25 protein-coding genes and 2 pseudogenes are annotated in these 25,263 nt (G+C 49.6%); 9 read left to right on the forward strand and 18 right to left on the reverse strand.

Annotated features, from left to right (window positions below; all coding sequences use genetic code 11):
• The 3 genes and pseudogenes from HMPREF3096_RS31720 to HMPREF3096_RS18370 all read right to left on the reverse strand — a co-directional run.
• Positions 1-62 (reverse strand): annotated as a pseudogene (locus HMPREF3096_RS31720) (DNA-binding protein); the annotation flags it as partial.
• Between the two features lie 30 nt (positions 63-92).
• A complete protein-coding gene (locus tag HMPREF3096_RS18365; protein ID WP_009310052.1) occupies positions 93-659 on the reverse strand; it encodes a hypothetical protein in 567 nt (188 codons plus the stop codon).
• The gene (locus HMPREF3096_RS18370) at positions 656-919 is read right to left on the reverse strand and encodes a hypothetical protein (RefSeq protein WP_009310051.1); all 264 of its coding nucleotides are present in this window, start codon (positions 917-919) and stop codon (positions 656-658) included. The genes HMPREF3096_RS18365 and HMPREF3096_RS18370 overlap by 4 nt, the downstream gene beginning before the upstream one ends.
• A gap of 313 nt (positions 920-1,232) precedes the next feature.
• On the opposite strand from HMPREF3096_RS18370, the gene HMPREF3096_RS18375 reads away from it, so the two are divergent.
• The 3 genes and pseudogenes from HMPREF3096_RS18375 (at position 1,233) to HMPREF3096_RS31515 (ending at position 1,696) form a co-directional block, all read left to right on the forward strand.
• Positions 1,233-1,412: a type II toxin-antitoxin system ParD family antitoxin gene (locus tag HMPREF3096_RS18375; RefSeq protein WP_004118349.1), complete on the forward strand. Its 180-nt coding sequence runs from the start codon at positions 1,233-1,235 to the stop codon at positions 1,410-1,412.
• A complete protein-coding gene (locus HMPREF3096_RS31795; protein ID WP_009654306.1) occupies positions 1,378-1,497 on the forward strand; it encodes a type II toxin-antitoxin system RelE/ParE family toxin in 120 nt (39 codons plus the stop codon). Before HMPREF3096_RS18375 ends, HMPREF3096_RS31795 begins: the two co-directional genes overlap by 35 nt.
• A 36-nt stretch (positions 1,498-1,533) precedes the next feature.
• A pseudogene (locus HMPREF3096_RS31515) lies at positions 1,534-1,696 on the forward strand (type II toxin-antitoxin system RelE/ParE family toxin).
• 179 nt (positions 1,697-1,875) lie between these two features.
• Here HMPREF3096_RS31515 and HMPREF3096_RS18385 read toward each other — a convergent pair.
• From HMPREF3096_RS18385 to pcoA, 7 genes are all read right to left on the reverse strand, one after another.
• The gene (locus HMPREF3096_RS18385) at positions 1,876-2,310 is read right to left on the reverse strand and encodes a hypothetical protein (protein WP_004118347.1); all 435 of its coding nucleotides are present in this window, start codon (positions 2,308-2,310) and stop codon (positions 1,876-1,878) included.
• Between the two features lie 215 nt (positions 2,311-2,525).
• Positions 2,526-3,926: a copper resistance membrane spanning protein PcoS gene (pcoS, locus tag HMPREF3096_RS18390; RefSeq protein WP_002436614.1), complete on the reverse strand. Its 1,401-nt coding sequence runs from the start codon at positions 3,924-3,926 to the stop codon at positions 2,526-2,528.
• Positions 3,923-4,603: a copper response regulator transcription factor PcoR gene (gene pcoR / locus HMPREF3096_RS18395; protein ID WP_001188930.1), complete on the reverse strand. Its 681-nt coding sequence runs from the start codon at positions 4,601-4,603 to the stop codon at positions 3,923-3,925. The genes pcoS and pcoR overlap by 4 nt, the downstream gene beginning before the upstream one ends.
• A 54-nt stretch (positions 4,604-4,657) precedes the next feature.
• A complete protein-coding gene (gene pcoD, locus HMPREF3096_RS18400; RefSeq protein ID WP_080821469.1) occupies positions 4,658-5,536 on the reverse strand; it encodes a copper resistance inner membrane protein PcoD in 879 nt (292 codons plus the stop codon).
• Between the two features lie 55 nt (positions 5,537-5,591).
• The gene (gene pcoC, locus HMPREF3096_RS18405; protein ID WP_000025662.1) at positions 5,592-5,972 is read right to left on the reverse strand and encodes a copper resistance system metallochaperone PcoC; all 381 of its coding nucleotides are present in this window, start codon (positions 5,970-5,972) and stop codon (positions 5,592-5,594) included.
• A gap of 39 nt (positions 5,973-6,011) precedes the next feature.
• Positions 6,012-6,902: a copper resistance outer membrane transporter PcoB gene (pcoB, locus tag HMPREF3096_RS18410; protein WP_001378118.1), complete on the reverse strand. Its 891-nt coding sequence runs from the start codon at positions 6,900-6,902 to the stop codon at positions 6,012-6,014.
• Between the two features lie 5 nt (positions 6,903-6,907).
• Positions 6,908-8,725 (reverse strand): multicopper oxidase PcoA, encoded by a 1,818-nt coding sequence (pcoA, locus tag HMPREF3096_RS18415; protein ID WP_000925242.1) that lies wholly within the window; start codon positions 8,723-8,725, stop codon positions 6,908-6,910.
• A gap of 234 nt (positions 8,726-8,959) precedes the next feature.
• Here pcoA and HMPREF3096_RS18420 point away from each other — a divergent pair, with 234 nt between their 5' ends.
• Positions 8,960-9,409, forward strand: a complete 450-nt coding sequence (locus HMPREF3096_RS18420; RefSeq protein ID WP_032442625.1) for a hypothetical protein — start codon at positions 8,960-8,962, stop codon at positions 9,407-9,409.
• Between the two features lie 295 nt (positions 9,410-9,704).
• Complete coding sequence (locus HMPREF3096_RS18425; protein ID WP_070544542.1) at positions 9,705-10,442, forward strand: peptidoglycan DD-metalloendopeptidase family protein; 738 nt, start codon at positions 9,705-9,707, stop codon at positions 10,440-10,442.
• Positions 10,443-10,475: 33 nt separating this feature from the next.
• Here the strand turns inward: HMPREF3096_RS18425 and HMPREF3096_RS18430 are convergent, their stop codons facing one another.
• From HMPREF3096_RS18430 to silC, 7 genes are all read right to left on the reverse strand, one after another.
• The gene (locus HMPREF3096_RS18430; RefSeq protein ID WP_000843497.1) at positions 10,476-10,673 is read right to left on the reverse strand and encodes a DUF2933 domain-containing protein; all 198 of its coding nucleotides are present in this window, start codon (positions 10,671-10,673) and stop codon (positions 10,476-10,478) included.
• 40 nt (positions 10,674-10,713) lie between these two features.
• The gene (silP, locus tag HMPREF3096_RS18435; RefSeq protein WP_128306664.1) at positions 10,714-13,185 is read right to left on the reverse strand and encodes an Ag(+)-translocating P-type ATPase SilP; all 2,472 of its coding nucleotides are present in this window, start codon (positions 13,183-13,185) and stop codon (positions 10,714-10,716) included.
• 97 nt (positions 13,186-13,282) lie between these two features.
• Complete coding sequence (locus HMPREF3096_RS18440; RefSeq protein WP_002436620.1) at positions 13,283-13,723, reverse strand: DUF411 domain-containing protein; 441 nt, start codon at positions 13,721-13,723, stop codon at positions 13,283-13,285.
• Positions 13,724-13,809: 86 nt separating this feature from the next.
• Positions 13,810-16,956 (reverse strand): Cu(+)/Ag(+) efflux RND transporter permease subunit SilA, encoded by a 3,147-nt coding sequence (gene silA / locus HMPREF3096_RS18445; protein WP_000574021.1) that lies wholly within the window; start codon positions 16,954-16,956, stop codon positions 13,810-13,812.
• A 10-nt stretch (positions 16,957-16,966) separates the two neighbouring features.
• On the reverse strand, positions 16,967-18,259 hold the full coding sequence (gene silB / locus HMPREF3096_RS18450; RefSeq protein ID WP_001485328.1) for a Cu(+)/Ag(+) efflux RND transporter periplasmic adaptor subunit SilB: 1,293 nt from the start codon (positions 18,257-18,259) through the stop codon (positions 16,967-16,969).
• Between the two features lie 113 nt (positions 18,260-18,372).
• A complete protein-coding gene (gene cusF, locus HMPREF3096_RS18455; RefSeq protein WP_001246153.1) occupies positions 18,373-18,726 on the reverse strand; it encodes a cation efflux system protein CusF in 354 nt (117 codons plus the stop codon).
• A gap of 28 nt (positions 18,727-18,754) precedes the next feature.
• Positions 18,755-20,140, reverse strand: coding sequence for a Cu(+)/Ag(+) efflux RND transporter outer membrane channel SilC (silC, locus tag HMPREF3096_RS18460; RefSeq protein WP_023280925.1), 1,386 nt, complete (start codon positions 20,138-20,140; stop codon positions 18,755-18,757).
• 189 nt (positions 20,141-20,329) lie between these two features.
• Here silC and silR point away from each other — a divergent pair, with 189 nt between their 5' ends.
• The 4 genes from silR to HMPREF3096_RS18480 all read left to right on the forward strand — a co-directional run bounded on the left by silR (position 20,330) and on the right by HMPREF3096_RS18480 (position 23,654).
• Positions 20,330-21,010 (forward strand): copper/silver response regulator transcription factor SilR, encoded by a 681-nt coding sequence (silR, locus tag HMPREF3096_RS18465; RefSeq protein ID WP_001572351.1) that lies wholly within the window; start codon positions 20,330-20,332, stop codon positions 21,008-21,010.
• Positions 21,003-22,478, forward strand: a complete 1,476-nt coding sequence (gene silS / locus HMPREF3096_RS18470) for a copper/silver sensor histidine kinase SilS (protein WP_003032875.1) — start codon at positions 21,003-21,005, stop codon at positions 22,476-22,478. The genes silR and silS overlap by 8 nt, the downstream gene beginning before the upstream one ends.
• Before the next feature lie 250 nt (positions 22,479-22,728).
• Positions 22,729-23,160 (forward strand): silver-binding protein SilE, encoded by a 432-nt coding sequence (gene silE / locus HMPREF3096_RS18475; RefSeq protein WP_000790483.1) that lies wholly within the window; start codon positions 22,729-22,731, stop codon positions 23,158-23,160.
• Positions 23,161-23,303: 143 nt separating this feature from the next.
• Entirely contained in the window at positions 23,304-23,654 is a 351-nt protein-coding gene (locus HMPREF3096_RS18480) for a CopM family metallochaperone (RefSeq protein WP_000694953.1), read from the forward strand.
• Positions 23,655-24,043: 389 nt separating this feature from the next.
• Here HMPREF3096_RS18480 and HMPREF3096_RS18485 read toward each other — a convergent pair whose 3' ends face one another.
• On the reverse strand, positions 24,044-24,952 hold the full coding sequence (locus HMPREF3096_RS18485; RefSeq protein WP_001372261.1) for an HNH endonuclease: 909 nt from the start codon (positions 24,950-24,952) through the stop codon (positions 24,044-24,046).
• Positions 24,953-25,263 lie beyond the last annotated feature (311 nt).

Here is a 25,263-nt window from a genome sequence, read left to right on the forward strand (position 1 = left end):
TCGCAAATCAGGGTGTTCAGGTTATCGATCAGCGTATTCAGTCCGGGTTCAGTGACTTTCATTTTATGCTCCTGTTCCTTGTGTGGTGGCGATCAGTCCCGGCTCTCATTCACCTGGACGGTGACCGGCAGGCCTGCATCAAAACAGGTCTGATACCAGCTGGCCACCTGCAGGGGATCGCCCTCTTTTATCCGGCGTATGCCGCCGGCATCCGTCAGCTGCAGACAGGTGGTACCGTCCAGACGGATCACGTAGGCCGCTTCCCTGATGGTGTAATGGCCGTCATCCAGCTGCAGCTCCACCGCGTCACCGGCAGCCGTCTGGCGTAACGGCAGACGCCGGACGTCTGTCAGTCGTTGTCGTGCCGTTTCAGCCTCGCGTTCTGCCTGGAAGAGCGGTTCTGCAATGCCGCGACCGGCCTCCGTCAGCTCGACGGCCAGCTGCAGGTTCGGGGCGCGCAGGGTGCGCAGCCAGCCCGCGGCTTCCATGCGCCGGCAGGAGGCGCGCAGGTTCGGCCCGTACACCGGGGCGTCCCCGCCCTGCTCCAGCACCCGCTCGATATCCCGCGTCGCCACCGGTCCCGGCCGTTTCGCATCGAGGGCGGCCAGCACAATCAGCACCCGCCGCTGCAGCGGCGATGGTCGGCGCGCCTGAGTCATTGCTTGTCCGCCTCCGGCCAGATGAGTTGTCTGAGGCGCAGGTGATCGGCGTCTATGAGCTCTTGTCTCTTTATGGCATTCACTGAGGCATAGCCATTTATGGCCAGTTCATACCAATAGCTCAGCACGGCACCGGCCTTGGCTGACTCGCTGATGTAAATCGCGCCCTGGCTGTCCAGATTGCATTCACGGATACGCTCTTCCGCTATCCGGGTCAGCTGCTCATAGCTGAGTGAAAAATTCACTTCTTTCTCATCCATCCTGCTCGCTCCGTCTGAACATGTCCGGTTAGGTTAAAAATCATATCATGTATGATTTCTTACTAATAATTCAAATATCATATCAGATATTGTTATGTGTTTAATGCTAAATATCACATTCAGTATGATTTTATGTTTTTGGTTTAATTATCATATCCTTTGCGCGTTTCCCGCCGCGCAGATCCGGTTTCTGGCTAAGTCGGATCTCCAGACTGCAGCAGGGCTGTTTTGAAAAAATGCCGGAGATGGAAGCAGCGTAGTAAGCTGATTTAATGATGTAAGAATAAATCTTACATTAAGATATGGAGGGGTTATGGCTCGTACGATGACGGTGGACGTGGGTGATGAGCTGCATGAAAAGCAGGCTGAATCCAGACTTCAGGAACTGCGCGATCTGCTGGCCGAAGGGATCAGCAGCGGCGAGGCGAAACCATGGAACAAGAATGCATTCCTGAGGAATGTCAGGGCCAGGGTGGCAAATGAAAGAGATTGAGCTGACACCCAAAGCAGAAGAGGATCTGGAGGCCATCTGGGACTTCAGCTTCAGACAGATCGGGGTTGTTCAGGCGGATGCATAGATCGGTCGTATAGCTGCAGTATTTGATGTGCTGGCCATGCATGATATCGGCACGCATTGTGCAGAGCTGGGAGACGATATCTGCACACTGCCGGTAGAACCGGCATACGATCTATTTTGTATCATCACATTCTATGGTTACGGTCATTCGTATTCTCAGCCAGTCTCAGGATACGGCGCGACATGCACCCTGGAGATGACCGGGGAACAGGATTCTCAAACAATATAAGTTAATTGTGAGGTCGACATGACCAAAAAAAACATTGTGTATGGACTCTTTCATTATTATTCATTTCGCTTATAAAAAAAACGCTCCCGGACGGGAGCGTAAGCCAGTGACTTCGGCGTCAAATGAGGGTCTGACAAGTGGAGCTGCGGGTTAATTCTGGGTGATCTGGCTGCGATGCTTTTCCGCCTGTTGCTGATGAATAACGGAAGACTGGCCATTATTCGCCTTCTCATGCACAACAGCGGCTTTCTCATGCTCGCTCATTTCGGAAAATGGCTTAGCAGTTTCTTGGGTGTTCTCAGGTTTGGCTTTCATCATTTTTTTATGCATTTCAGCCATGTCCTGATGGGCGGCAGAATTGCCGTTTTGCATCATTTCATGGGACATTGCGGCCTGATCGTGACCGCTCATATCCATCATTTTCATGCTCTCCCCCTGAACTGCACTTTTTTCAGCGGATGATTGCATCTGATGGGCAGGCGCCTGGGCATTATTTACCTGGTCATGCATGTTCATTGTCTCTGCAGCCCAGGCAGATGAAGCGACAGCCATCATGGCAATAAAGGATACAAGGATCTTTTTCATGGTTGGGTCTCCGGTGTTTTCATACCCGAACAATCAATGCTTATAACAGAGAAAGCATTTGATCTCAGGGCTGGTTGATCATCACGCCAGGAACCGGGCGATTGAATTATCACGCTGTCCTGATTTATGGCTGATTATAAAAAACCGCCTCTGTTTATCGCGTGACTGAACGATGACATTTTTGTCACCTTCCGGGTTTCTCCTGAATAACGGTATTAATCCATTAACAGACGCACACTGAACACAATTTCCCGCCCCTGCTGTTCTGCTGACAGCTCGCCGCCGTGAGCATGAATGATCGACCTTGTAATTGATAATCCCAGCCCCGCGCCTTCCGTGTTGTAGAACCTTGATGAGTCTGCGCGATAGAACCGGTCAAACAAACGTTCCAGATTAGCGGGAACCTGGCCGGACATCGTATTCGTAATCATCACGTTCACACAGTCACTGTCACGCTCAAGGTGTATCGCTGTACAGGTGTTATCGGGAGAATACTTGATTGCATTGGAAAGCAGGTTACTGAAAGCACGTCGGAGCATATCGCTGTCTCCGGCAACAACGCCCTCTCCTTCAACCGTGATTGTCTTTCCTGTTTCGTCTGCCAGGGGCTCGAACAACTCACGTAATTCATTCAGTTCGGCTGCCAGATCCACATCATGTTTATCCAGCCGCAGCAGACCATGCTCTGAACGTGCCAGAAAAAGCATGTCACTGGTCATTCGTGACAACCTTTTCAGTTCTTCCAGGTTAGCGAATAAAATTTCGCGGTAATGCGAAACATCCCTTTCCTTAGCCAGTGCAAACTGCGTCTGCATCATCAGATTACTGACTGGTGTGCGCAGCTCATGCGCGATGTCAGACGAGAAATCTGACAGTTTCCGGAATGCCCCCTCCAGGCGATCAAACATATTATTGAACTCCTGCATGGTCTCAGAGATTTCCGGCGGAGCCAGATCGGGATTTAGACGCTGATCCAGGCTGTGTACGGTCATGGAGGAAGCCAGACTGGTCATTTCCCGTAGCGGTTTCAGACCAATACGTGTGGTCAGCCAGCCCAGAAAAACAGAAATAAAGACCAGACCGATATTGAACCAGAACAGCCAGGTACTGAGTTTGTCCATAAACAGGGTGTGATACCCAGTATCCGTGGCAACCGTAATGATGACATGTTTGCTTTTACCCTGTTCCGGCGTCACGGCAACCCGCCGCGAGATACTGCGGTACACGGTGTTATTTTCTTCCGTCTGGATCATATAGTCGAGAATATCACCCGACTTATTAAGCAGGACCGCTGGAACAACAGAATTTTTGGCATAGAGTTCAACAATTTTTTCATTTTCCATGTTTTTTATAGAAATGAATAAGCCATTGTGCCCCACCATCGCATCGTTTATTTTTTCTGATAATGACTTAATATCCGTTTTGTTCCTGAACGTCTCTGTTTTAAGAAACTCTTCGGTGAGCTGAAGTTTACCTGTCAGAAAATCGCGGTCCTGATTATCGAAATAGCCATTCAGGGTGCTAATCAGGATAAAACTTGATAACCACCATACCGTAAGCATCACCGCAGAAAAAATCAGGCTCAGGCGTGTGGTCAGGGAAATTTTGAACCTCACTCTTCTCTGATCTCCAGGACATATCCGGCACCGCGAACGGTATGGATCAGTTTTGGCTCAAAGTCATCATCAATTTTACTTCTCAGACGTCTCACGGCGACATCAATCACATTCGTATCACTGTCAAAATTCATGTTCCAGACCAGGGACGAGATAAGACTCCTGGGTAACACTTCTCCGGTGCGTTGCAGCAGCAACTCAAGCAGAACGTATTCTTTACCGGTGAGATGGATCTTCTTCCCCGAACGGATCACGGTCCGGCGCACCATATCAACGGTCATATCGGCGATGGTGCAGACTGTTGCGGCCTGCGAGCGTGCCCGGCGCAGTAGGGTTCTTACACGTGCAACCAGCTCCGTAAAATCAAAGGGCTTAATCAGGTAGTCATCTGCGCCAAGCTCCAGTCCTTTCACTTTGTCCCGCACGTTGTCCTTTGCGGTTAAAAACAGGACCGGTTCTTCGTGCCCGGACTCCCTCAGTGCGCTGATGATTTGCCACCCGTCGAGGAAAGGCAGCATCACGTCCAGTATTATCAAATCATACTGTCCCTTCGACGCGGCCCCGAGACCATCGCGGCCATTATTAAAGAGATCGGCCTGATAGCCTTCCTCAACCAGTCCCTGCTGCAGGTAACGACCTGTTTTTTGTTCGTCTTCAACGATTAAAATACGCTGCATGGTCAACTCGCTGATATGAAAGTAAAAATCTCACGCATGAGCTTTGGCTGTCCCCTAGCTGATCTGAGACGGAGCAAGCATTCCAAGCCACGCTACGGCGCCCAGAATGATAATCGCAACAACGAATTCTGTCAGGATGCTGTTTCGCATCAGGGCAACGCTGCGATCATAATTCCCTTCCCTGACCATAACTTCAAGCCGGGGACCCAGGTGAAACCGGTTTGCTGCAGCCAGAAGAAGCATCAGAACAAACAGAGCCGTCTTGGCAAGCAATATCCTCCCCCAGGAACTGTTGAATAAGGGAGTTAAGTTACCCTCAGCAATATACAGATAGTTGACCAGCGCACTCAGGATCAGGGCTACAACAATCACCGTTCCTGCCGTGGCAAATTTTGCCAGGGAGTCAGATATCACAATGACGCTCTGTGCATTATGCTCGTTTCTGCGCATCAGCAGGATAGCAAATGCAACCAGAGCACCTGTCCAGGCACCTGCAGCGCCGAGATGGGTCAGATCGCTCAGTAAATGGAGATAGTAATGCAGACCGTCATGCATAACGGCGTGTCCTCCCCAGGCAAGTGTAGCCAGCGCCACGCCCCCACTCATCGTCATCAGCAGGCAGGACAATACTCTCTTATTAGTGTAAAGGAACAAAGCACCGAGTGTGGTAAACAGGGCACAGAGCCTGACAATCCAGCTAATACCCACATCAGTTTCTTCTATCACCATCTCGATAACATGGATGGATAATTCTCTGAGGTCAGTTACTCCACTCATGGCATTAGATACCAGGAGCATATTAATGCCAGTAAGAATGATGCCTGTAACAACAGCAAAGGTTATAAACGACCTGAAATTAGTCAGGTTATAGGTTTCATGTCTGACACCGCTTATTCCATATATCTGAAAAAATGGCAATCCAAATATCACCATCAAATCCAGATAAAGAAGAAAACGAATAACAATCATAATCAGGTCGTTCATAATATTACTTCACTGTAAAGGTGTAATTACCGGTAATAGGGTGCGTATCTGAAGAAACCGCGCGCCAGTCAACACGATAAGTGCCAGCGGGTAAAGGCTCTCGCGGAATAATGACCATCGATTTAGGGTCAGCGCCTGGCGCCACTTTTGCCGCGACCGGCATCGGAGAATGTGATGACATGCCTTTCATACCCGTCATCGTTAATTTTGCACCTGAGAATTTCACGGTCAGATTTTCCGAGAAATTAAGCTGAATCTTTTCCGGGGCCGCTACGGCTGAATCAGCCTGTGGCACAGAGCTTTTTAATTCCGGATGGGCCATAGCAGAGAAAGCAACGCCCATAACGAGGCCACCTGTAAGAATGGCTTTATTTAAAATCGACATTTTATTTACCTGTTTAGTTGAGTGTTTTATATCAGTGCGTTAAAACCAGATTCTGGCTCCCGCCAGGAATACTACCTGATGGTCTTTCTCACCTTCTCTTTTCGCCATATCGGATGTTTTCCCGTAAAGTTGATTCCAGGAAACGCCTATATAGGGTGCAAACTCACGGCGTATTTCATAGCGCAGCCGGAGCCCCAGCTCTGTGTCAGTCAGTCCCCTGCCGCGACCCCGCGATTCATCATCCTGACTGTAGAAATTCACCTCATAGGATGGCTGGAGTATGAGCCGGTTAGTCAGTAAAACGTCGTATTCTCCTCCCAGACGAAGGGCTGCTTTTCCGCCATTACTGACAAAACCCGTAATTTCAGACTCAAAATTATAGAGTGCCAGCCCCTGAAAACCGACAGCAGCCCAGGTCCGGGCAGAAGCAGGTCTGAAATCCTGCCTGACACCCGCAACCAAATCCCACCATGGGCCAACCGCATGTCCCCAGAGTAACTGCGCTTCAGCCGCCTCCGTTTCCCCATTGCTTCGTTCACCTTCACTCTTTAGCCAAATCCGATCTGTGTCGCCTCCAATCCAGCTGTTAACACTCCAGCTGAAATTGTTGGTGTTATCCGACCGTTGCCATTCCAGTTGATCCAGCAGAACCAGATAATTAATCGCACTGTCGTGAATCGCATGCCCCTGTAAATTGCCGAATGCAGCCTTCCGGTCGGCATCGGTAACAGGCGGAATTGGCGTTCTGCTCTCAGTTACAATGGGCTCCATTGACGTCATCTCAGTGAAATTCTCATCTGCTGGCATCTGCATGGCAGACATGTCGTGCCCGGCGTGGGGATCTGCAGAGACGGAGCCCGCCGCAATAGAAAGCTGTGAGGTAAACAAACCGGCGACCAGAACAGGTATGGCCTTCAAATTTCTCTTCATTCGCATCATTCCTCCACCCGGACTTCACGAAACATTCCCATTTCCATGTGATAGAGCAAATGGCAGTGATACGCCCAGCGGCCAAGCGCATCTGCTGTCACTCTGTAACTGCGTTTTGTACCAGGGGGAACATCTATTGTGTGTTTACGAACCATGAAATTACCGTTTTCATCTTCCAGATCGCTCCACATACCATGCAGGTGAATGGGGTGAGTCATCATGGTATCGTTGATCAGCGTGATCCTGAGCCGCTCACCGTATTTCAGCAGCACCGGTGCGGCATCTGAAAACTTGATTCCGTTAAATGACCAGGCAAACTTTTCCATGTGGCCGGTTAAATGCAGTTCTATGGTACGGCCAGGTTCACGTCCGTCAGGATCCTCAAAGCGGCTTTTCAAATCCGCGTACGTGAGAACCTTTCTTCCGTTATTTCGAAGACCAATACCCGGATCATTTAATTTCGGAGAGACGCTCATCGCCTGCATATCAACCAGTGGGTTATCCGTTTCTGACGCAGGATGACTTTGCATACCCGGCATTCCGGCCATCCGGGAATGATCCATACCGGCCATGCTGCTGTGATCCATGGGCGCGGAGGATGTCCCGCTATCCGGAAGGTCAGCACCGTCCATAGACATCATCTCTCCGCTGTTATCCATGCCTCCCATCTGGCTGTGGTCCATTCCTGCCATATCATGTCCCATTCCCCCCATACCCATATCTTCCATGGTCAACAGAGGACGGGGATCGAGGGGGGGAACGGCAGCACTTAACCCCTCTCTCGTGGCCAGTGTCCCTCGAGCGTAACCGGTCCTGTCCATGGATTGTGCGAAGATGGTATAGGCCTCACCCTGAGGCTCCACAATGACATCATAGGTTTCGGCAACGGCAATCCTGAATTCGTCAACGGTAACCGGGTTTACATACTGGCCATCTGCAGCCACGACCGTCATTTTCAGCCCGGGGATACGGATATCGAAATAGGTCATTGCCGAGCCGTTGATAAACCGTAAGCGTATCTTTTCACCGGGACGGAACAGTCCGGTCCAGTTTTTCAGCGGGGCCTGCCCGTTCATGAGATAGGTGTAGGTGTAGCCACTGACATCCGCGAGGTCAGTCGGATTCATTTTCATTTCAGCCCACATTTTCCGATCGGCAATGGTGGCTGACAGCCCCCTGGTATTCACGTCGCGGAAAAAAGAGCCAACGGTTGGTTTATTGAAATTGTAGTAATCCGACTGTTTTTTTAATTTTTTCAGCAGGCTGTGAGGATTTTCATCGGTCCAGTCAGACAACATGACCACATGCTCACGATCGTAAGCAAACGGTTCTGGCTCCCTGGCATCGATGATAATGGCACCGTATACCCCCTCCTGTTCCTGCAGACCGGAATGGCTGTGGTACCAGTAAGTCCCGTTCTGCTTAACCTTAAAGGTGTAAACGTAGGTATCATCAGGCTCTATGCCCATAAAACTCAGCCCCGGAACACCATCCATATTGGCCGGAAGAATAATGCCGTGCCAATGAATGGACGTCTGTTCATTAAGACGGTTTTTGACCTTCAGGGTAATGGTGTCACCTTCTTTCCAGCGAAGAACGGGCCCCGGCAGGCCTCCATTGATTGTTTTGGCCTGACGCTCACTGCCCGTGATATTGACGGCCGTTTCACCAATGGTCAGGTCAAACTGAGTACCCTGCAGGGATGCGGCAACTGGCAGGCTCAGACTGGAACGCGCATTGAAACTCCATACGCCAAGACTTCCGGCTACGCCAGAGAGGGTTAACCCCTTCAGGAAAGTTCGTCGAGACGTTTTCAACAGCATGCGCATTCCCTTATTTAAAGTATGGTTACTGACAGAATTCGAGAACCGATTTAAATTAAATTACTGGTTCATCCACTTACAATGAAATGAATCTAGCACACCTTAAGAAACAAATTCATTACAATCGTGTAATGTACATAGCTGTATTACATTTACGTCATCTTCCCCACAGGTTGATTATTTTTATATATGATCATAAGGACATCTTTTATGTACCTCAGAAGGTAATTACACATGAATATATTAATCACGACCACTGCGTTTACAGCTTTATTTTGTGGGGCAGCTTTTGCTCAGTCCAGTGATATTGCCCATGAAGCACATCGATTTGTTAATAATGCCTCAGCCGTCAGTCATGTGAATTACTCGACGCATGAAAACTTACCGGACAGGGTTAATAAAAACAACACGCCCTCATTCTCTGAAATGAATGAACATGAAAGGGCCATTGTTGCTCATTCATTTATGAACAACAGCGCGTCCTATGCGCATCAGAAAATGATTGAGGAACATAAAAAAATGCTGTCCGGCAGTGATGCAAATTCAAAGACCTCGTCTTCTTCTTTTAACGAACTGAATGCCGGAGAAAAAGCCGCTCTCGTGCATGAGCAGGTCAATAATGCCGGTGCGGAAGCACATCAGACGCTGGCAAGAAAGCTTCGCGGGCTGTATTCGACCAGGTAACTGCAGGCGGGTTAGTGCTTAGCGTCAGGTGCGCAGCAGGGCTTTACTGACGGGTTACGTAGCAGGACATGAGCCCCATATTGCTCTGCCGTAACCTGTTTCAGTCCCGTTAATCATCACCGTCGGGCTGGTCATACAGTTCCCAGATCCCAGAGCTTCAGGAGCAAACGGGAAACAAGATATGTTACAAAAATGACGACCATCAACGGTGCTCCCGATTAACTGACAGATGACACGCCTCCTGAAAACCCCTAGCATACGCCGCAGTGTTCATGCTAACGGCGAATTCCAGTAAATGTATTCTACCGATGTCGTAAAAGAAAATGCCTACCTTTCAGCCACCCGCTCGGGGCTGGAATCGAACGAGATCGATACTCTTCAGCGCTCCTTGCCTTCCCGGTTTAATCTGCGGCATTTGAAAAAAAATGAATCATTAAAACTCGTACTGCAAAAGAAAGCGGGAAAATCACGTGTCGTGGCCTATAAATTTACGTCCGGTTCATTTAATTACACGGCGTATCGTATATCAGATAAAAAGTTCTATAACCTTTCCGATACTTCCGGGAAAGGCAGTCTCGATTATCCGTTACCGGCCACAGCAAGACTCAGTTCGCCTTTCAATCCTGCAAGACTTAACCCGGTATCGGGAAAAGTGAGTCCCCATAATGGCATTGATTATTCCATGCCCATGAACACGAAAATAGTCAGCGTCATCGACGGAAAAATCACCCGGGCCGAATACAACAGCACCATGGGATATTTTGTTGAAGTAACAGGAAAAGCCGGTGTTAAAACTCGCTATCTCCACCTCAATAAAATACTCGTTACTAAAGGGGCCAGGGTTACCCGGGGAGGCGCTATTGCGTTATCCGGTAACAGCGGACGTTCATCCGGTCCTCATCTGCATTACGAGCTGGTCATCAATAACAATCCTGTTAACTCACTGGCGTTCCGGGCAGCGGCACCCGCTGATAACAAACTTGAACAGCATGCCTTTGCGCATGCCAGAGACTACGAACGATACCTGGACTGATAACGGGGCCGCGATGCGGCCCCGTCTGCCGGATTAATTTTTTTTATCGTTTTCACTTCCTTGATGTTGATGATCTCCATGCCCTCCGTGGCCGTGGAAAAGATGCATTAGCGGGCAGACCAGCAATAACAGATATGGCCAGTAACCTGCCACATGTGACCAGTGTTCGCGCAGGAGGGCAAATGCCGCGATCGCGGCGACAGCAATAAGCGCATAGGTGGTACTTTTCATACTGGACTCCTTCTGTTCGTAACAGCCCCTTCACTCAGTGTTATTTCCCGAGCCTGACACTTTTCAGACGCAACGCATTCACAATGACGCTGACGGAGGAAAGAGCCATGGCCGCCGCCGCAATAACTGGCGACAGCAGTATTCCATACACAGGATAAAGCAGGCCTGCAGCCACAGGCACGCCAAGTGCGTTGTAGATAAATGCAAAAAACAGATTCTGTCGGATATTTTTCATGGTGATTTCTGACAGATGACGGGCCCTGTTCAGTATCATCAAGTCGCCTTTGAGAAGGGTGACTCCGGCACTTTCAATTGCCACATCTGTACCCGTTCCCATGGCTATTCCCACGTCAGCCGCTGCCAGCGCCGGGGCATCATTCACACCGTCTCCGGCCATCGCAACCACATGGCCAGACGCTTTCAGTCGGGTTATCACTGCTTTTTTGCCATCCGGCAGAATCCCGGCTTCAACCTCATCTATTCCCAGTTTCCGTGCGACTGCTTCAGCGGTAAGCTGGTTATCCCCGGTGAGCATAACGATGCGGATCCCCGCCTGACGCAAAGCTTTAAGCGCATCCGGCGTGGTTGCTTTCACGGGATCCGAGATAGCTATCAGGCCTGCAAGGTGCCCGTCTGTGGCCACATAGATAACGGTAGCACCTTCCATCCGCAACGTATCCGCAACGGCCTTTTGATTATCAATAACGATACTGTTTTCCTGCATAGCCAGTTCATTACCAATAACAACCCGTTGACCTTCGACATCGCCTGAGACACCTTTACCCGACGGCGCATTGAAATGAGTGACTGCGGGTATTGCGATCCCCTTTTCCTGTGCTGCTTTAACTACTGCCATACCCAGCGGATGCTGCGAGCCTTTTTCCACTGCGGCCGTTACACGCAAAAGAGATGTTTCCCCACCCGGATTGAGACTGATAATCCCTGTCACTGTCGGCGAACCTTCCGTGAGCGTGCCTGTTTTGTCGACAACCAGCGTGTCCACTTTTTCAAGACGCTCAAGGGCTTCGGCATTCTTGATTAACACCCCGGCCTGGGCTCCTTTGCCCACCCCCACCATTATCGACATCGGCGTGGCCAGCCCCAGCGCGCAGGGACAGGCAATAATCAGGACCGACACAGCCGCAATGAGACCGTGCGCCATCCTGGGCTCGGGCCCCCAGACAGACCAGATCATGAAAGCAACAACCGCGATAAGTATCACCAGAGGAACAAACCAGCCTGAAACGCTGTCAGCCATTCTCTGGATGGGGGCCCGCGAACGCTGTGCATCAGCGACCATCTGAACAATTCGTGAGAGCATCGTTTCATCACCGACTTTCTCTGCACGGATGATAAGACTACCTGTCTGATTAATCGTCCCCCCAATGACGGGTTCACCCTCCGTTTTGGTAACCGGCATAGACTCCCCGGTCACCATCGATTCATCCACGGTTGTTTTGCCTTCGACCACGATACCGTCGACCGGAATACTCTCTCCGGGTCTGATGCGGAGCTTATCGCCAGGCAGGACATCTTCCGCATTAATATCCGTTTCATGACCGTCATGATCCAGCCGCCTGGCGGTTTTGGGGGCAAGGTTCAGAAGTGCAGTAATGGCACCTGAGGTTTGTTCCCTTGCCCGCAATTCAAGGACCTGTCCCAGCAGAACAAGCACCGTAATAACAGCTGCGGCTTCAAAATAAATGGCCACCAGGCCATCCATGTTTCTGAACGATGCAGGAAACCAGGAGGGGAAGACGGTTGCAATGACGCTGTAAACCCAGGCTACGCCGGTCCCCATTGCAACAAGGGTAAACATATTCAGGGAGCGGTTACGTAACGACATTCCGGCCCGGGCGAAGAATGGCCAGCCACACCACAAAACGACAGGAGAGGCCAGAAGTAACTGCAGCCATGTGTTGTACTGTGGCGGTACTGTATTCCTCAAAGCGGGAAACAGATGAGAACCCATTTCGAGTATCAGAACCGGAAACGCCAGCAACAACCCCAGCCAGAAGCGTCTTGTCATGTCGCGAAGTTCATCACTCGTCCCCGTGGATGCCGTAGCTACGAGCGGCTCCAGTGCCATTCCACAGACAGGACAGCTTCCGGGACCACTACGGCGTATCTCCGGATGCATCGGACATGTCCACACACCTTCAGAAATCTCTTTCTCCGCCTGGCGGTGAGACTGTTTTATCTTATCAGGGCTGACTTCATGGTGGTCGTGGTGATGGTGATGTTCACTGGCATCTTCGGTAAAATAATGATCGGGATGGGCTTTAAATTTGCTCTCACAGCTGGCGGAGCAGAAATAAAGCTGATGGTCCTGGTATCGAATGCTGCTGTGCGCCTTGTCAGGCAGGATGACCATCCCGCACACGGGATCTCTCACCTTATGCAATGCGTGACTCTCGTCCGGGGATGATGTCTGCTCAGAAGCAGTCTGGTTGTTATGTTCCACTGCATTGTCATTTTTCACAGTAACTCTCCTTATGCATATCTGAAGCATTTTCTGTCTTCAGGATATGTCATGGATGCGATTACCACGAATGCCGCCGGCATAAGAGTGCCTGCTGCCGGCGTCCCGTTATCAGCCGTTCCGCTGACTATTCGATTCGCTGGAAGACTTTTTTACTGCCCTCCGGTGAGAATGCGATAACATCGTAAGCCTCTTTTCGGGCCCCCATCTCCATTCCCGGACTTCCTGCTGGCATACCGGGGGTGGCGAGACCGTATATACCCGAACCAGACTGCATGGCCTTATGTATCGTTGCCGCAGGCACATGGCCTTCAATGATCAAATTACCTACAACCGCGGTATGACAACTTCGTAGTCCAGCAGGAACAGCATGCTTTTCTTTCAGGGCTGACAGCGCCTGATCATTCATGACGTGAGTTCGCACTTCGAACCCGTCTTTTTCCATCGCTTTGCCCCACAGGGAACAACAGCCACAGTTTTCAGATTTGTACATATCAATGACTTTTTCACTCGCCATTGCAGGCAGTGACAGGCCGAGAGCCAGGGCCATTAGAACCACTTTTTTCATACTCACCTCTGTATATTATCGATATAAACCCTGACGTCAGGGTGAATCAGTGCAGAAGGACGCCCACTGGGGGCGCCCTTTCAGGGTTATGACACGCTTTTTTTATGTCTGCGCAGCCAGATTAATTTGTAGGCGGCAGGAATAATGAACAGGGACAGCAGCGGAGCCGTGATCATCCCACCAATCATTGGCGCAGCAATACGGCTCATGACTTCTGAACCTGCGCCGGTTCCCCAGAGTATTGGCAGCAGACCCGCAATGATCACCGCCACGGTCATGGCTTTCGGCCGGACACGCAGTACGGCACCATGATAGAGGGCTTCATCAAGACCTTCCGGTGTGAACGTCTCTTTACGGGACAATTCCGGGTGCGCTTCAATGGCATGGCGCAGATACATCAGCATGACCACGCCAAACTCTGCTGCCACCCCGGCCAGGGCGATAAACCCGGTTCCGGTCGCCACTGACATATGGAAGCCCTGCCAGTACAGGAACCATATTCCGCCAACCAGGGCGAACGGCAGGCTCATCAGGATCAGCAGGGCTTCGTCAACCCGGCGGAATGCCAGATACAACAGGATGAAAATGATCATCACCGTCATCGGCACCATCAGCTTCAGTTTCTTGTTGGCATGCTCAAGCAGTTCAAACTGTCCGGAGAATGCCACACTGGTTCCCGGTCTCAGTTTCACTTTCTCGCTGATGGCCGTCTTAATGTCGTTAACCACCGACACCATGTCCCTGCCGCGGGCATCAACATAAATCCAGCTGGCTGGCCGGGCATTTTCGGTTTTCAGCATGGTTGGTCCAGAAACGACGTTAATATCCGCGACATCGCCCAGCGTGATCTGCTGCTTCATCGGGGTCAGGATCGGCATCTGTTTCAGCGCCTGCGGACTGTTCCGGTAATCCTGCGGGTAGCGAATGTTAATAGGGTACCGGGCCACCCCTTCAACCGTCTCACCCACCATAGCACCTCCGATTGCTGAAGAGACGAACAGCTGGACATCACCTACCGTCATCCCGTAGCGGGAGGCTTTCTCCCGGTTGATATCGATATCGATGTAGCGCCCGCCCTCAAGTCGCTCAGCCAGGACAGACACCACGCCAGGCACGGTTTTGGCTACCGCCTCGATACTCTGCGCCGTCGCGTCGATATCGGACAGAACAGTCCCGGACACTTTGATACCTATCGGGCTTTTGATCCCGGTTGAGAGCATATCAATACGGTTACGGATAGGCGGCACCCAGAGGTTTGCCAGACCCGGTAAACGGACTGTCCTGTCGAGTTCATCAATAATCTTGTCAATTGTCATGCCGGGACGCCACTGATCCTCAGGTTTGAGCTGGATCGTGGTTTCCACCATTTCGAGCGGCGCGGAATCCGTTGCGGTCTCTGCTTTACCGGTCTTGCCAAATACAGAAGCCACTTCAGGAACGCTTTTGATTAACTTGTCTGTTGTCTGCAGGAGCGCTGCAGCTTCTGCCGGAGAGACGCCAGGCAGGGTCGACGGCATATACAGCAGATCGCCCTCGTTAATCTTCGGCAGAAATTCACCGCCCACCTGACTCAGTGGCCAGATAACCGTGAAAATGGACAAGGCCGCAACCAGCAGGGTTGTTTTTGGCCAGTGGAGGACCCGCAGCAGCAAAGGATGATACGCTTTGATCAGCACCCGGTTCAGGGGGTTACTTGTCTCGGCAGGAATTTTCCCCCGGATCCAGAATCCCATCAGAATAGGAATGACGATGATGGCCAGTGCGGCCGCTCCCGCCATGGAGTACGTTTTCGTGAATGCCAGCGGGCCAAACAGACGACCTTCCTGCCCTTCCAGGGTAAAGATAGGAATAAAGGACAGGGTGATGATCAGCAGGCTAATGAACAACGCGGGTCCCACTTCCACGGAGGCGTCGGTAATCACCTTCCAGCGGGTGGCGTTGTCAATCTGCTCACCCGGATGCTGATGATCCCACTCCTCAAGCCGTTTGTGCGCATTTTCAATCATCACAATGGCGGCATCCACCATCGCACCGACGGCAATCGCTATCCCTCCCAGCGACATGATATTGGCGTTCAGTCCCTGGAAGTGCATGACGATAAAGGCGATACACAGGCCAAGCGGCAGAGAGATAATCGCCACCAGGGCAGAACGTACGTGCCACAGGAACAGAGCACAGACGATGGCCACCACGATAAACTCTTCCAGAAGTTTGGAACTGAGGTTATCAATCGCCCGGTCGATTAACTGGCTGCGATCGTAGGTGGTCACGATTTCAACGCCTTCCGGCAGGCTGGCCTTCAGCGTCTCCAGTTTATCCCTCACTGCCGTGATAACGTCGCGCGCATTTTTACCCGACCGCAGGATCACCACGCCGCCAGCGACTTCTCCCTGGCCGTTCAGCTCGGCAATACCACGCCTCATTTCGGGCCCGGTCTGCACGCGGGCAACATCCCGCAGATAAACCGGCACGCCGTTCTCACCTGTTTTCAGGACGATGTTATTAAAATCATCAATGCTCTGAAGATAACCGCTGGCACGGACCATATACTCCGCTTCGGCCATTTCAACGGATGAGCCACCGGCCTCCTGGTTAGACGATTCAAGTGCCTGTTTCACTTCGGGCAGGCTGATACCGTACTGGGACAGTTTTACCGGATTGACCTGAATCTGGTACTGTTTCACCACGCCGCCAACCGAAGCGACCTCAGCCACGTTCGGGATGGTTTTCAGCTCAAATTTCAGGAACCAGTCCTGCAGAGAGCGCAGTTCTGAAAGGTCGTGTTTTCCGTTGCGATCGACAAGGGCATATTCAAATATCCAGCCCACTCCCGTGGCGTCCGGGCCGATTTCAGAGCTCACACCCGCAGGCAGTTTGCCCTGAACCTGATTCAGGTATTCCAGCACGCGCGAACGGGCCCAGTACAGATCGGTGCCGTCTTCAAAAATGACATACACATACGAATCACCGAACTGTGAAAAGCCACGCACGGTTTTTGCGCCAGGTACGGACAGCATGGTGGTGGTAAGCGGATAGGTGACCTGGTTTTCTACAATCTGCGGGGCCTGTCCGGGATAGCTGGTTTTAATAATGACCTGCACATCTGACAGGTCAGGCAGCGCATCGACCGGCGTGTTAATTATCGTCCATGTGCCCCAGATGCTGAGAAACAGTGCGCCCATCATGACCAGGAAACGGTTGGCGACAGAGCGCCGGATAATCCATTCAATCATCGTCGTCTCCTCAGTGCCCTGAATGCATATTTACAGGCTGCTCAGACATTGCTGGCATACTGTTTTCTGTTTTTTCAGGGTGGCGCATACGTTCCAGCGCGCCCGTAATATTGGCTTCGGAGTCAATGAGGAACAGGCCACTGACCACCACGGTATCGCCTTCATTCAGGCCGGAGCCAATGCCGGACTGTTGCTGTGATTCATGCAGAACGTGGATCTGTTTCGGCACAAACTTGCCTTCATCATCAACAGTAATCACGCGCTGTTCTTTGCCGGTATCGATAACGGCCTGGCTTGGTATCAGCAGCATCTCCTGGCTCTTGGTATTCAGTTTCAGATAGGCATTCATGCCCGGCTTGAGAAACTCATCCTTATTAGAAACCTGGAGACGGACCTGAAGCGTACGGGTTGTCTGATCCACGCTGGGAAGAATGTTCCATTTTTCGACATGGAATGTTTTATCCGGATAAGCCGGTACCGAAATTTCAAACTGCGACGTATCTTTCAGCAGATAGGCGATAGATTCTGGCACTGCAGCGCTGATCCAGACCGGGTCCATCCCCTGAATCTGAGCCACTACTTTATCTTTCGAAATATTCATTCCGGTGCGCAGGTCAAACGCAGTAATGACACCATCAATAGGTGCTTTAATGGTAAAACGGGTCTGGATTGTGCGGGTTGAACGCAGCCTTTGAATATCCTCTTCCGGCATACCAGCCAGACGAAGTCGCTCCAGAACCCCTTTTATCTGGGTTGACGTACCGCCTGTACCGGATAACAGAAGGAACTCACTTTGTGCCTCAACCCATTCAGGAATGGTGATATCGATAAGCGGAGTGCCTTTCTTCACATGATCGCCAATCGTCAGGGGATACACTTTTTCGACGAAACCGTCAGAACGCGCCTGCACAATGACAAACTGATACTCGTTGTAACTGACATTAGCCGGGATTGTCTGGGAATAATTCAGCATTCCTCGCGTAACTTTTTGCGTTTTTAATCCCAGATTCTGAACCTGGGTTGGATCGATACGGATCCCGCCACTGCTTTTATCGCCACTTTCATCAGCATATTTCGGCACCAGGTCCATATCCATAAAGGGAGATTTTCCGGGTTTATCAAATTTGGTATCCGGTTTCATCGGGTCATACCAGAAAAGTACCTTTCGCTCCGGTGCCTTTTGTTCGGTTTGTACTGTTTTTTGTGATGAGTTTACATACTGCCAGGCAGTAACCGATATCAGCCCCCCTGCTATGAGGCTGCTGATAATTATTGCAGCATATTTTATCTTTAAAGAAGCCATACAATTTCTCGCTGAAAAATCAAAACACCTGGCATATGCGCCCGATCATTCATTCACAGTAATCCCTTAATGAATGTTCAGGCGCACTGGATGTATTTGCTCCGGACTGATAATCAGGATTGCGTAACGTTAATGCTTTTGAGTAAGGAGATATTGCCCTGCTGAATAAACGAGAAATCGACATGGTTGCCGGTTTTCAGGGCATTGATAGCGTCGTCTGCATTAACAAAAGTGAAGCGCATGGTCATTGCAGGCCAGCCCACAGCAGGGATTGCTTCGTGCGAAATGGTAATCTTTTTACTATTCATATCAATGTCTTTAACGACACCGGTGCCCTTGATAACCTGCTGTACCGAAGCATCACTGGCAGCATTCATATCGCCATGCTGATGTGTTTCAGCATGAAGACCGGCAGAAAACATGACAGAGAAGGCACCAAATAAAACGGCTTTAAGTGAATTACGCATTTTTAATTTCCTGATTAATTAAATAAATTTACTCTACCCAACCGCCACCCAGCGCGGTAAACAGATTAATTTCGTTAACCTGTCGGGAATAGGTAAGATCGAGAATGGTTTGCTGCGTAGCGAAGAGGGAACGTTCTGCATCCAGCACTTCGATGTAACTGACAGCACCACTTGCATATAATCCTCTGGCACGCTGGAGAGTTATCTGAAGTGAATCAAGATAACGCTGCTGTGACTCAAGTTGCTGGCTAAGGCTGTCGCGCAGCGCAAGCGTGTCGGAAACATCCTTAAAGGCTGACTGAATTTTTTGTTCGTAATTAACCACCGATTGTTGCTGGCGAATTTCAGCCAGCTTCAGATTGGCTTTATTCCTGCCAGCATTAAAAATAGGAATTTCAATTTTAGGGATAAAATTCCACATTCCACTTCCTGACGTAAACAGGCTTGACAGCTCCGTACTGCTTGCGGAAAGACCACTGGTCAGGGTAATGGAGGGGAAAAAGGCCGCTCGCGCTGCGCCAATATTGGCATCAGCCGCTTTCAGCTGATATTCCGCTTCCATAATATCCGGTCGCTGCAGCAAAATTTGTGACGACAGATTTGGTGGCAATTTTACTGGTGCGATCTCCCCGCCTTTCATCCCTTTTTCTGACGGAAGTGCGCGGTACGTTCCCAGCACCAGTTGCAGGGCATTGTTTGCCTGAGCCAGATCGCCTTCTCGTTTGGCTATTTCGGCGCGGGTACTTTCGATTTGTCCTCTCGCCTGTTCAAGTGCCAGAACGTTCGTACTCCCGGTCACGAGCTGTTGCTCAACGAAAGCATAGGACTGTTCATAATTTTTCAGCGTTTCCCGCGCAATACGGAGTTGTTCGTACGCCAGTTGCTGGCTGAAATAGCTCTGTGAAACGCTGGAGACCAGCAGGATGTGTACGGCACGACGGGCTTCTTCGCTGGCAAAGTAGTTCTGGCGATCAGCCTCACTCATGTTCTTAAGTTTGCCAAAAAAATCGAGCTCATAGCTGAGCTCCAGACCCGCGTCGTACTCCTGTGTGGTCGGCTTGTCACCTTTCAGACCACCGTTGTATGTGATCCCGGATGAGGCATTCAGTTGGGGATAACGATCTGCATCCGTGACGTTGAACTGGGCCCGGGCCTCTTCAACCTTCAGGGCAGCCATTCTCAAATCACGGTTATTATTCAGGGCTTCACCGATCAGCCTGCTGACCTGGGGATCGACAAAAAAGTTTCGCCAGCCCGTATCCTGATAGCTGTTTACCGCAGGCGTCAGACTGTTTTTAGACAATGAAAACTGCTGGGGAACCGGAGCTGGCGGACGCTGATATTCAGGTGCCAGAGAAACACAACCAGCCAGGATGAATATGGTACTGATGCTGAGTAATTTTAATTTGAACATAACGCTTCTCGTACAGGCAGACCTGGTAAATGGTTCAAACGAAGTCCAGAGTATTGATAGGGATACTTTACCGAACGCTCTCTGTTTGCCGGGTGACAGGATAATGACAATGTTGTCATTTTTGCTGTAATCCGTTGATAACGATCGTGGGCGCAATAAAATGACATTAGCAGCCAGCGGGGGAGCATGATGAAAATATTAATCGTTGAAGACGAAATTAAAACAGGTGAATATCTCAGCAAGGGGCTGACAGAGGCGGGGTTCGTCGTGGATCACGCTGATAATGGTCTGACCGGATATCATCTTGCCATGACAGCCGAGTATGATTTAGTCATCCTGGATATCATGCTGCCTGATGTAAACGGCTGGGATATCATCCGTATGCTGCGCAGTGCCGGAAAGGGGATGCCGGTATTACTGCTGACGGCCCTTGGCACGATTGAACACAGGGTCAAAGGACTTGAGCTGGGTGCGGACGATTATCTGGTGAAGCCCTTTGCGTTTGCTGAACTGCTCGCCCGGGTAAGAACCCTCCTCAGGCGGGGAAACACGATGATCACGGAAAGCCAGCTTAAAGTGGCTGACCTCTCGGTTGATCTCGTATCCAGAAAAGTCAGCCGCGCCGGGAACCGCATTGTGCTCACCAGTAAAGAGTTCAGCTTGCTGGAATTCTTCATTCGCCATCAGGGAGAAGTTCTTCCCCGCTCCCTGATTGCCTCTCAGGTCTGGGACATGAATTTTGACAGCGACACTAACGCGATTGATGTCGCAGTAAAGCGACTCCGCGCTAAAATAGACAACGATTACGGGACAAAACTGATCCAGACAGTGCGGGGCGTGGGCTACATGCTGGAGATCCCGGATGCATAGCAAACCGTCCAGACGACCTTTCTCACTCGCTCTGCGGCTGACCTTTTTTATCAGCCTGTCCACAATACTGGCGTTTATCGCCTTCACCTGGTTTATGCTGCATTCTGTTGAAAAGCATTTTGCCGAGCAGGATGTCAGCGATCTGCAACAAATCAGCACCACACTGAGCCGTATACTCCAGTCCCCGGCAGATCCGGATGAAAAAAAAGTAAGCAAAATAAAGGAATCAATTGCCAGCTACCGCAACGTTGCCCTTTTGCTCCTCAATCCCAGGGGTGAAGTGCTCTTTAGCTCAGCTCAGGGGGCGGCACTACGCCCGGCAGTGAATTCAGCAGATTTTAGCGAGCACAGCCGCGCACGGGATGTCTTTCTCTGGACGGTGGAGGATCCTGCGGGACCGATGGATACCGGGTCCGAAATGAAGATGGAAACATACAGGATTATCGCCTCCTCTGGTCAGGCGATATTTCAGGGCAAACAGCAGAACTATGTCATGCTGACTGGCCTATCCATTAATTTCCATCTCCATTACCTCGATGCGCTGAAAAAGAACCTGATTGCGATTGCCGTCGTGATAAGCCTGTTGATTGTTCTGATCATTCGAATCGCTGTCCGTCAGGGGCACCTGCCCCTTCGTAATGTCAGCAATGCCATTAAAAACATCACCTCCGAGAATCTTGATGCGCGACTGGAACCGACACGCGTTCCCATTGAGCTGGAGCAACTGGTTATCTCGTTCAATCATATGATTGGAAAGATTGAGGATGTCTTTACCCGCCAGGCCAATTTCTCTGCCGATATCGCGCATGAGATCAGAACGCCCATCACCAATCTGGTGACGCAGACTGAAATCGCACTGAGTCAGGATCGAACACAGAGGGAACTTGAGGATGTCCTCTATTCCAGTCTTGAAGAGTATAACCGGATGACCAAAATGGTCAGCGATATGCTGTTCCTGGCACAGGCAGATAATAATCAGCTGATACCTGACAGGGTCATGTTTGACCTCAGAGCGGAAGTCATGAAAGTCTTCGAGTTTTTCGAAGCCTGGGCCGAAGAACGCAATATCACGCTCAAATTTAACGGGATGCCCTGCCTGGTTGAGGGAGATCCACAAATGTTCAGAAGGGCGATCAATAATCTGTTATCCAATGCCCTGCGTTATACCCCGGAGGGACAGGCAATCACCGTCTCAATAAGAGAGCAGGAGAGCTTTTTTGACCTTGTGATTGAAAATCCGGGGAAACCGATCCCTGAAGAACATTTATCAAGGCTGTTTGACCGTTTTTATCGGGTGGATCCATCCAGACAACGCAAAGGAGAAGGCAGCGGCATCGGCCTTGCGATTGTGAAGTCAATCGTGGAAGCACATCACGGAAGAGTGCAGGTGGAATCAGACGTACGCTCCACGCGTTTTATCTTATCCGTGCCCAGACTGGAGAAAATGATCCCGGAAACCCAATGCTGAAAATAAAGATGTAAATGACAAAGATGTCATTAGCCTGTCATGCAGCAAACAGAAGCCATTCGATATAATTAGTGCAACTTATCAGGAAGGCTGGATTGCTTCATCAATACCCGGCGTCAGAGTACGCCAGGAAATGAATATCCAGCCCTCTTCCGGAGAAATAAACGCTGCCGAACTTGTTTCAGTTATGGAACTGAAAACACCGGTTGTACTTCCCCGGACATCACTAATTCAGAAATGGAGAGTTATCATGAAAAATATCGTATTAGCATCTTTGCTGGGCTTTGGTTTAATTTCATCGGCCTGGGCCACTGAAACCGTGAATATCCATGATCGCGTCAACAATGCACAGGCTCCTGCTCACCAGATGCAGTCTGCTGCGGCTCCTGTCGGGATCCAGGGGACTGCTCCTCGTATGACCGGTATGGACCAGCATGAACAGGCCATTATTGCTCATGAGACCATGACGAACGGCTCGGCGGATGCGCACCAGAAAATGGTGGAAAGTCATCAGAAGATGATGGGAAATAACACGGTATCCACGACCGTCCCGTCAACGTCTTACGCGGCGATGAATGAGCATGAAAGAGCAGCGGTTGCCCATGAATTCATGAATAACGGGCAATCCGGCCCACATCAGGCCATGGCCGAAGCGCACCGCCGCATGATCAATGCAGGCTGAATGCGACGGTAGTATCCGTGCTGTTACCTTTTCCCTGATAGATTTTCCTGAAACAACGTTGCTACATTTTTGCCCCCCGTCAGGGGGCTTTTTTGTCTGACTCAGCTACACTTAACCGGTACCTGTCTGAAAGGAATTATTATATGAAAATCAAAAACACCCTTTTTGTAATATTAATGTTATCCCTGCCAGCCATTTCTGCTGAACATTCGGAAATGAAAATGTCAGATATGCACTCATCGGCATCATCACAGGAATATATGGCTGGCATGAAAAATATGCATGAAAAAATGATGGCCGCCGTTAATGAATCCAATCCCGATAAGGCCTTTGCAAAAGGTATGATCGCACACCATGAAGGGGCAATCGCAATGGCTGAGACCGAGCTCAAATACGGAAAAGATCCCGAAATGAGAAAGCTTGCGCAGGACATCATTAAAGCTCAAAAAGGTGAAATTGAGCAGATGAATAAATGGCTTGACAGTCATAAATAATGAACACTGGAGTGTTGTCTTGCGCACCCTCTTAGGTGTACCCCCGGACACGAAAATATATAGCACTTAACTAATTAAAAACCCGAATAATTTCGGGTTTTTAATGTAACTTTCTTTTCTGAACGGAAATAATAGTCATACAATTTAATTTTCTTGTAATTACTCCTACTTTTAATCAGGTACTGGGCGATGGATAACGACTCCCGCCTGAGAGGGAAAATCCGTCTGGTTACCTGGCGCTATACTTAACCGATTGATCGACATGCCATGCTGGTAAAATATTAAAATCCTCTCCCATAAATCTGAACCACATGACAGGATTGATAGTCAGGCAGTATTTCACATTCATTGCTAAAAAAAATAAAAATAAGCATGCATCTTCTCGAAAATTAATTACCTTCCATCTTGTAAAAAAGAATCAAATCCTCTAATAATATCTCGATTCCCGCTTTTTTTAATACATCTTTCCGCTCGGCATATATTTTCCTCAACATATCTTCAAACCCCTTGCCAAGATGAATTTGTTTATGGCAGTTGCAACATAGTGATATGATATTCTCTTCCACATCCAGTGAATTCTCAAAATAGTCTTGCTTTGACATCGGGACAATGTGATGAGGTTCTGTGTAATTTAGAGGAGAGTTTCGCCTTCTGAACGTTGGATGGTCGCAATTAATTTCACATTTATAATCAGCTTTGTTAAGCGCATTTTTTGAAACAGATTTACTTCTTGGGTATGAGAGTCCATTTTTGACTTCTATTGCAGCTTTCTTAGGTTTCGCTTTTTCGCTATACTCAAATGTCTGAGTAACGTCAAAGTGATTACTTTCTTCTAGAGCAGTGATCAAATCATTATCTGAGTAAAAATCAATGCTTGAGCTTTCGTTCGTACTAAAAAAATCTAGTTCTTTTATTGCCTGAACAAGTTCTTCACGGATAGTCCATAAATTTCGCTTTGGGTTTCCTTTAATTTCTCTACTTTTCATGACTGTAATGAATTTTGTCCCGGAAGCAATCTTTCCGACTCCTTTAACCTCGAATCGGCCAAGCTGCTTCTGAACTCTTCCACCCAACCCATTGATTACACCATTAGCACTCATACTGTGCAGGTCGTACTTCTTGCCGATATCGAAACATGTACAGGAATGGTCTGGCTCAATGAACCATTTTTTTAACGCTGCAATACTTTTGTCATCAAAAACTTTTTTATCCCTTAATAAAATCTTCCATTCTTCAACGCTAATATCTATATCACAGACGTATTCACCATCAATTACTTCACATATTTTTTCAATCATGTCCATAACTCTCTTGTAACACAGGCTTTGTAATAATGTAAAATCCGTTACACGGCGTTGTATGTAATGTCATTGTCTCTTGGACTCCTACAGTCCAAAACAACTTTGTGTTTTGTTGTCCAAAAACTTTTTGTTGCCGTGAGTTCTCACTGAGATAAATCTCGCCTTGAGCGTATCACATCAGCAGACTTCCTCTCAACCTTATGGACTTAACCCGGTCATTCTTCACGACAAAGAAAGTACGGCATTTTACATGACGAAGAGACGGTCTCAGCTTCACATGAACGGATAACGTTTTTAATGTACTTCAT

This window comes from Klebsiella sp. HMSC25G12, assembly GCF_001807705.1.
Taxonomy (GTDB): domain Bacteria; phylum Pseudomonadota; class Gammaproteobacteria; order Enterobacterales; family Enterobacteriaceae; genus Klebsiella; species Klebsiella variicola.

What these genes read in the sequence shown, in the direction of transcription:
- HMPREF3096_RS18365 (WP_009310052.1), bottom strand. Translation starts at nt 659, where the DNA reads ATGACTCAGGCGCGCCGACCATCGCCGCTGCAGCGGCGGGTGCTGATT.
- HMPREF3096_RS18370 (WP_009310051.1), bottom strand. Translation starts at nt 919, where the DNA reads ATGGATGAGAAAGAAGTGAATTTTTCACTCAGCTATGAGCAGCTGACC.
- HMPREF3096_RS18375 (WP_004118349.1), top strand. Translation starts at nt 1,233, where the DNA reads ATGGCTCGTACGATGACGGTGGACGTGGGTGATGAGCTGCATGAAAAG.
- HMPREF3096_RS31795 (WP_009654306.1), top strand. Translation starts at nt 1,378, where the DNA reads ATGTCAGGGCCAGGGTGGCAAATGAAAGAGATTGAGCTGACACCCAAA.
- HMPREF3096_RS18385 (WP_004118347.1), bottom strand. Translation starts at nt 2,310, where the DNA reads ATGAAAAAGATCCTTGTATCCTTTATTGCCATGATGGCTGTCGCTTCA.
- pcoR (WP_001188930.1), bottom strand. Translation starts at nt 4,603, where the DNA reads ATGCAGCGTATTTTAATCGTTGAAGACGAACAAAAAACAGGTCGTTAC.
- pcoD (WP_080821469.1), bottom strand. Translation starts at nt 5,536, where the DNA reads ATGGTGATATTTGGATTGCCATTTTTTCAGATATATGGAATAAGCGGT.
- pcoC (WP_000025662.1), bottom strand. Translation starts at nt 5,972, where the DNA reads ATGTCGATTTTAAATAAAGCCATTCTTACAGGTGGCCTCGTTATGGGC.
- pcoB (WP_001378118.1), bottom strand. Translation starts at nt 6,902, where the DNA reads ATGAAGAGAAATTTGAAGGCCATACCTGTTCTGGTCGCCGGTTTGTTT.
- pcoA (WP_000925242.1), bottom strand. Translation starts at nt 8,725, where the DNA reads ATGCTGTTGAAAACGTCTCGACGAACTTTCCTGAAGGGGTTAACCCTC.
- HMPREF3096_RS18420 (WP_032442625.1), top strand. Translation starts at nt 8,960, where the DNA reads ATGAATATATTAATCACGACCACTGCGTTTACAGCTTTATTTTGTGGG.
- HMPREF3096_RS18425 (WP_070544542.1), top strand. Translation starts at nt 9,705, where the DNA reads ATGTATTCTACCGATGTCGTAAAAGAAAATGCCTACCTTTCAGCCACC.
- HMPREF3096_RS18430 (WP_000843497.1), bottom strand. Translation starts at nt 10,673, where the DNA reads ATGAAAAGTACCACCTATGCGCTTATTGCTGTCGCCGCGATCGCGGCA.
- silP (WP_128306664.1), bottom strand. Translation starts at nt 13,185, where the DNA reads ATGCTTCAGATATGCATAAGGAGAGTTACTGTGAAAAATGACAATGCA.
- HMPREF3096_RS18440 (WP_002436620.1), bottom strand. Translation starts at nt 13,723, where the DNA reads ATGAAAAAAGTGGTTCTAATGGCCCTGGCTCTCGGCCTGTCACTGCCT.
- silA (WP_000574021.1), bottom strand. Translation starts at nt 16,956, where the DNA reads ATGATTGAATGGATTATCCGGCGCTCTGTCGCCAACCGTTTCCTGGTC.
- silB (WP_001485328.1), bottom strand. Translation starts at nt 18,259, where the DNA reads ATGGCTTCTTTAAAGATAAAATATGCTGCAATAATTATCAGCAGCCTC.
- cusF (WP_001246153.1), bottom strand. Translation starts at nt 18,726, where the DNA reads ATGCGTAATTCACTTAAAGCCGTTTTATTTGGTGCCTTCTCTGTCATG.
- silC (WP_023280925.1), bottom strand. Translation starts at nt 20,140, where the DNA reads ATGTTCAAATTAAAATTACTCAGCATCAGTACCATATTCATCCTGGCT.
- silR (WP_001572351.1), top strand. Translation starts at nt 20,330, where the DNA reads ATGAAAATATTAATCGTTGAAGACGAAATTAAAACAGGTGAATATCTC.
- silS (WP_003032875.1), top strand. Translation starts at nt 21,003, where the DNA reads ATGCATAGCAAACCGTCCAGACGACCTTTCTCACTCGCTCTGCGGCTG.
- silE (WP_000790483.1), top strand. Translation starts at nt 22,729, where the DNA reads ATGAAAAATATCGTATTAGCATCTTTGCTGGGCTTTGGTTTAATTTCA.
- HMPREF3096_RS18480 (WP_000694953.1), top strand. Translation starts at nt 23,304, where the DNA reads ATGAAAATCAAAAACACCCTTTTTGTAATATTAATGTTATCCCTGCCA.
- HMPREF3096_RS18485 (WP_001372261.1), bottom strand. Translation starts at nt 24,952, where the DNA reads ATGATTGAAAAAATATGTGAAGTAATTGATGGTGAATACGTCTGTGAT.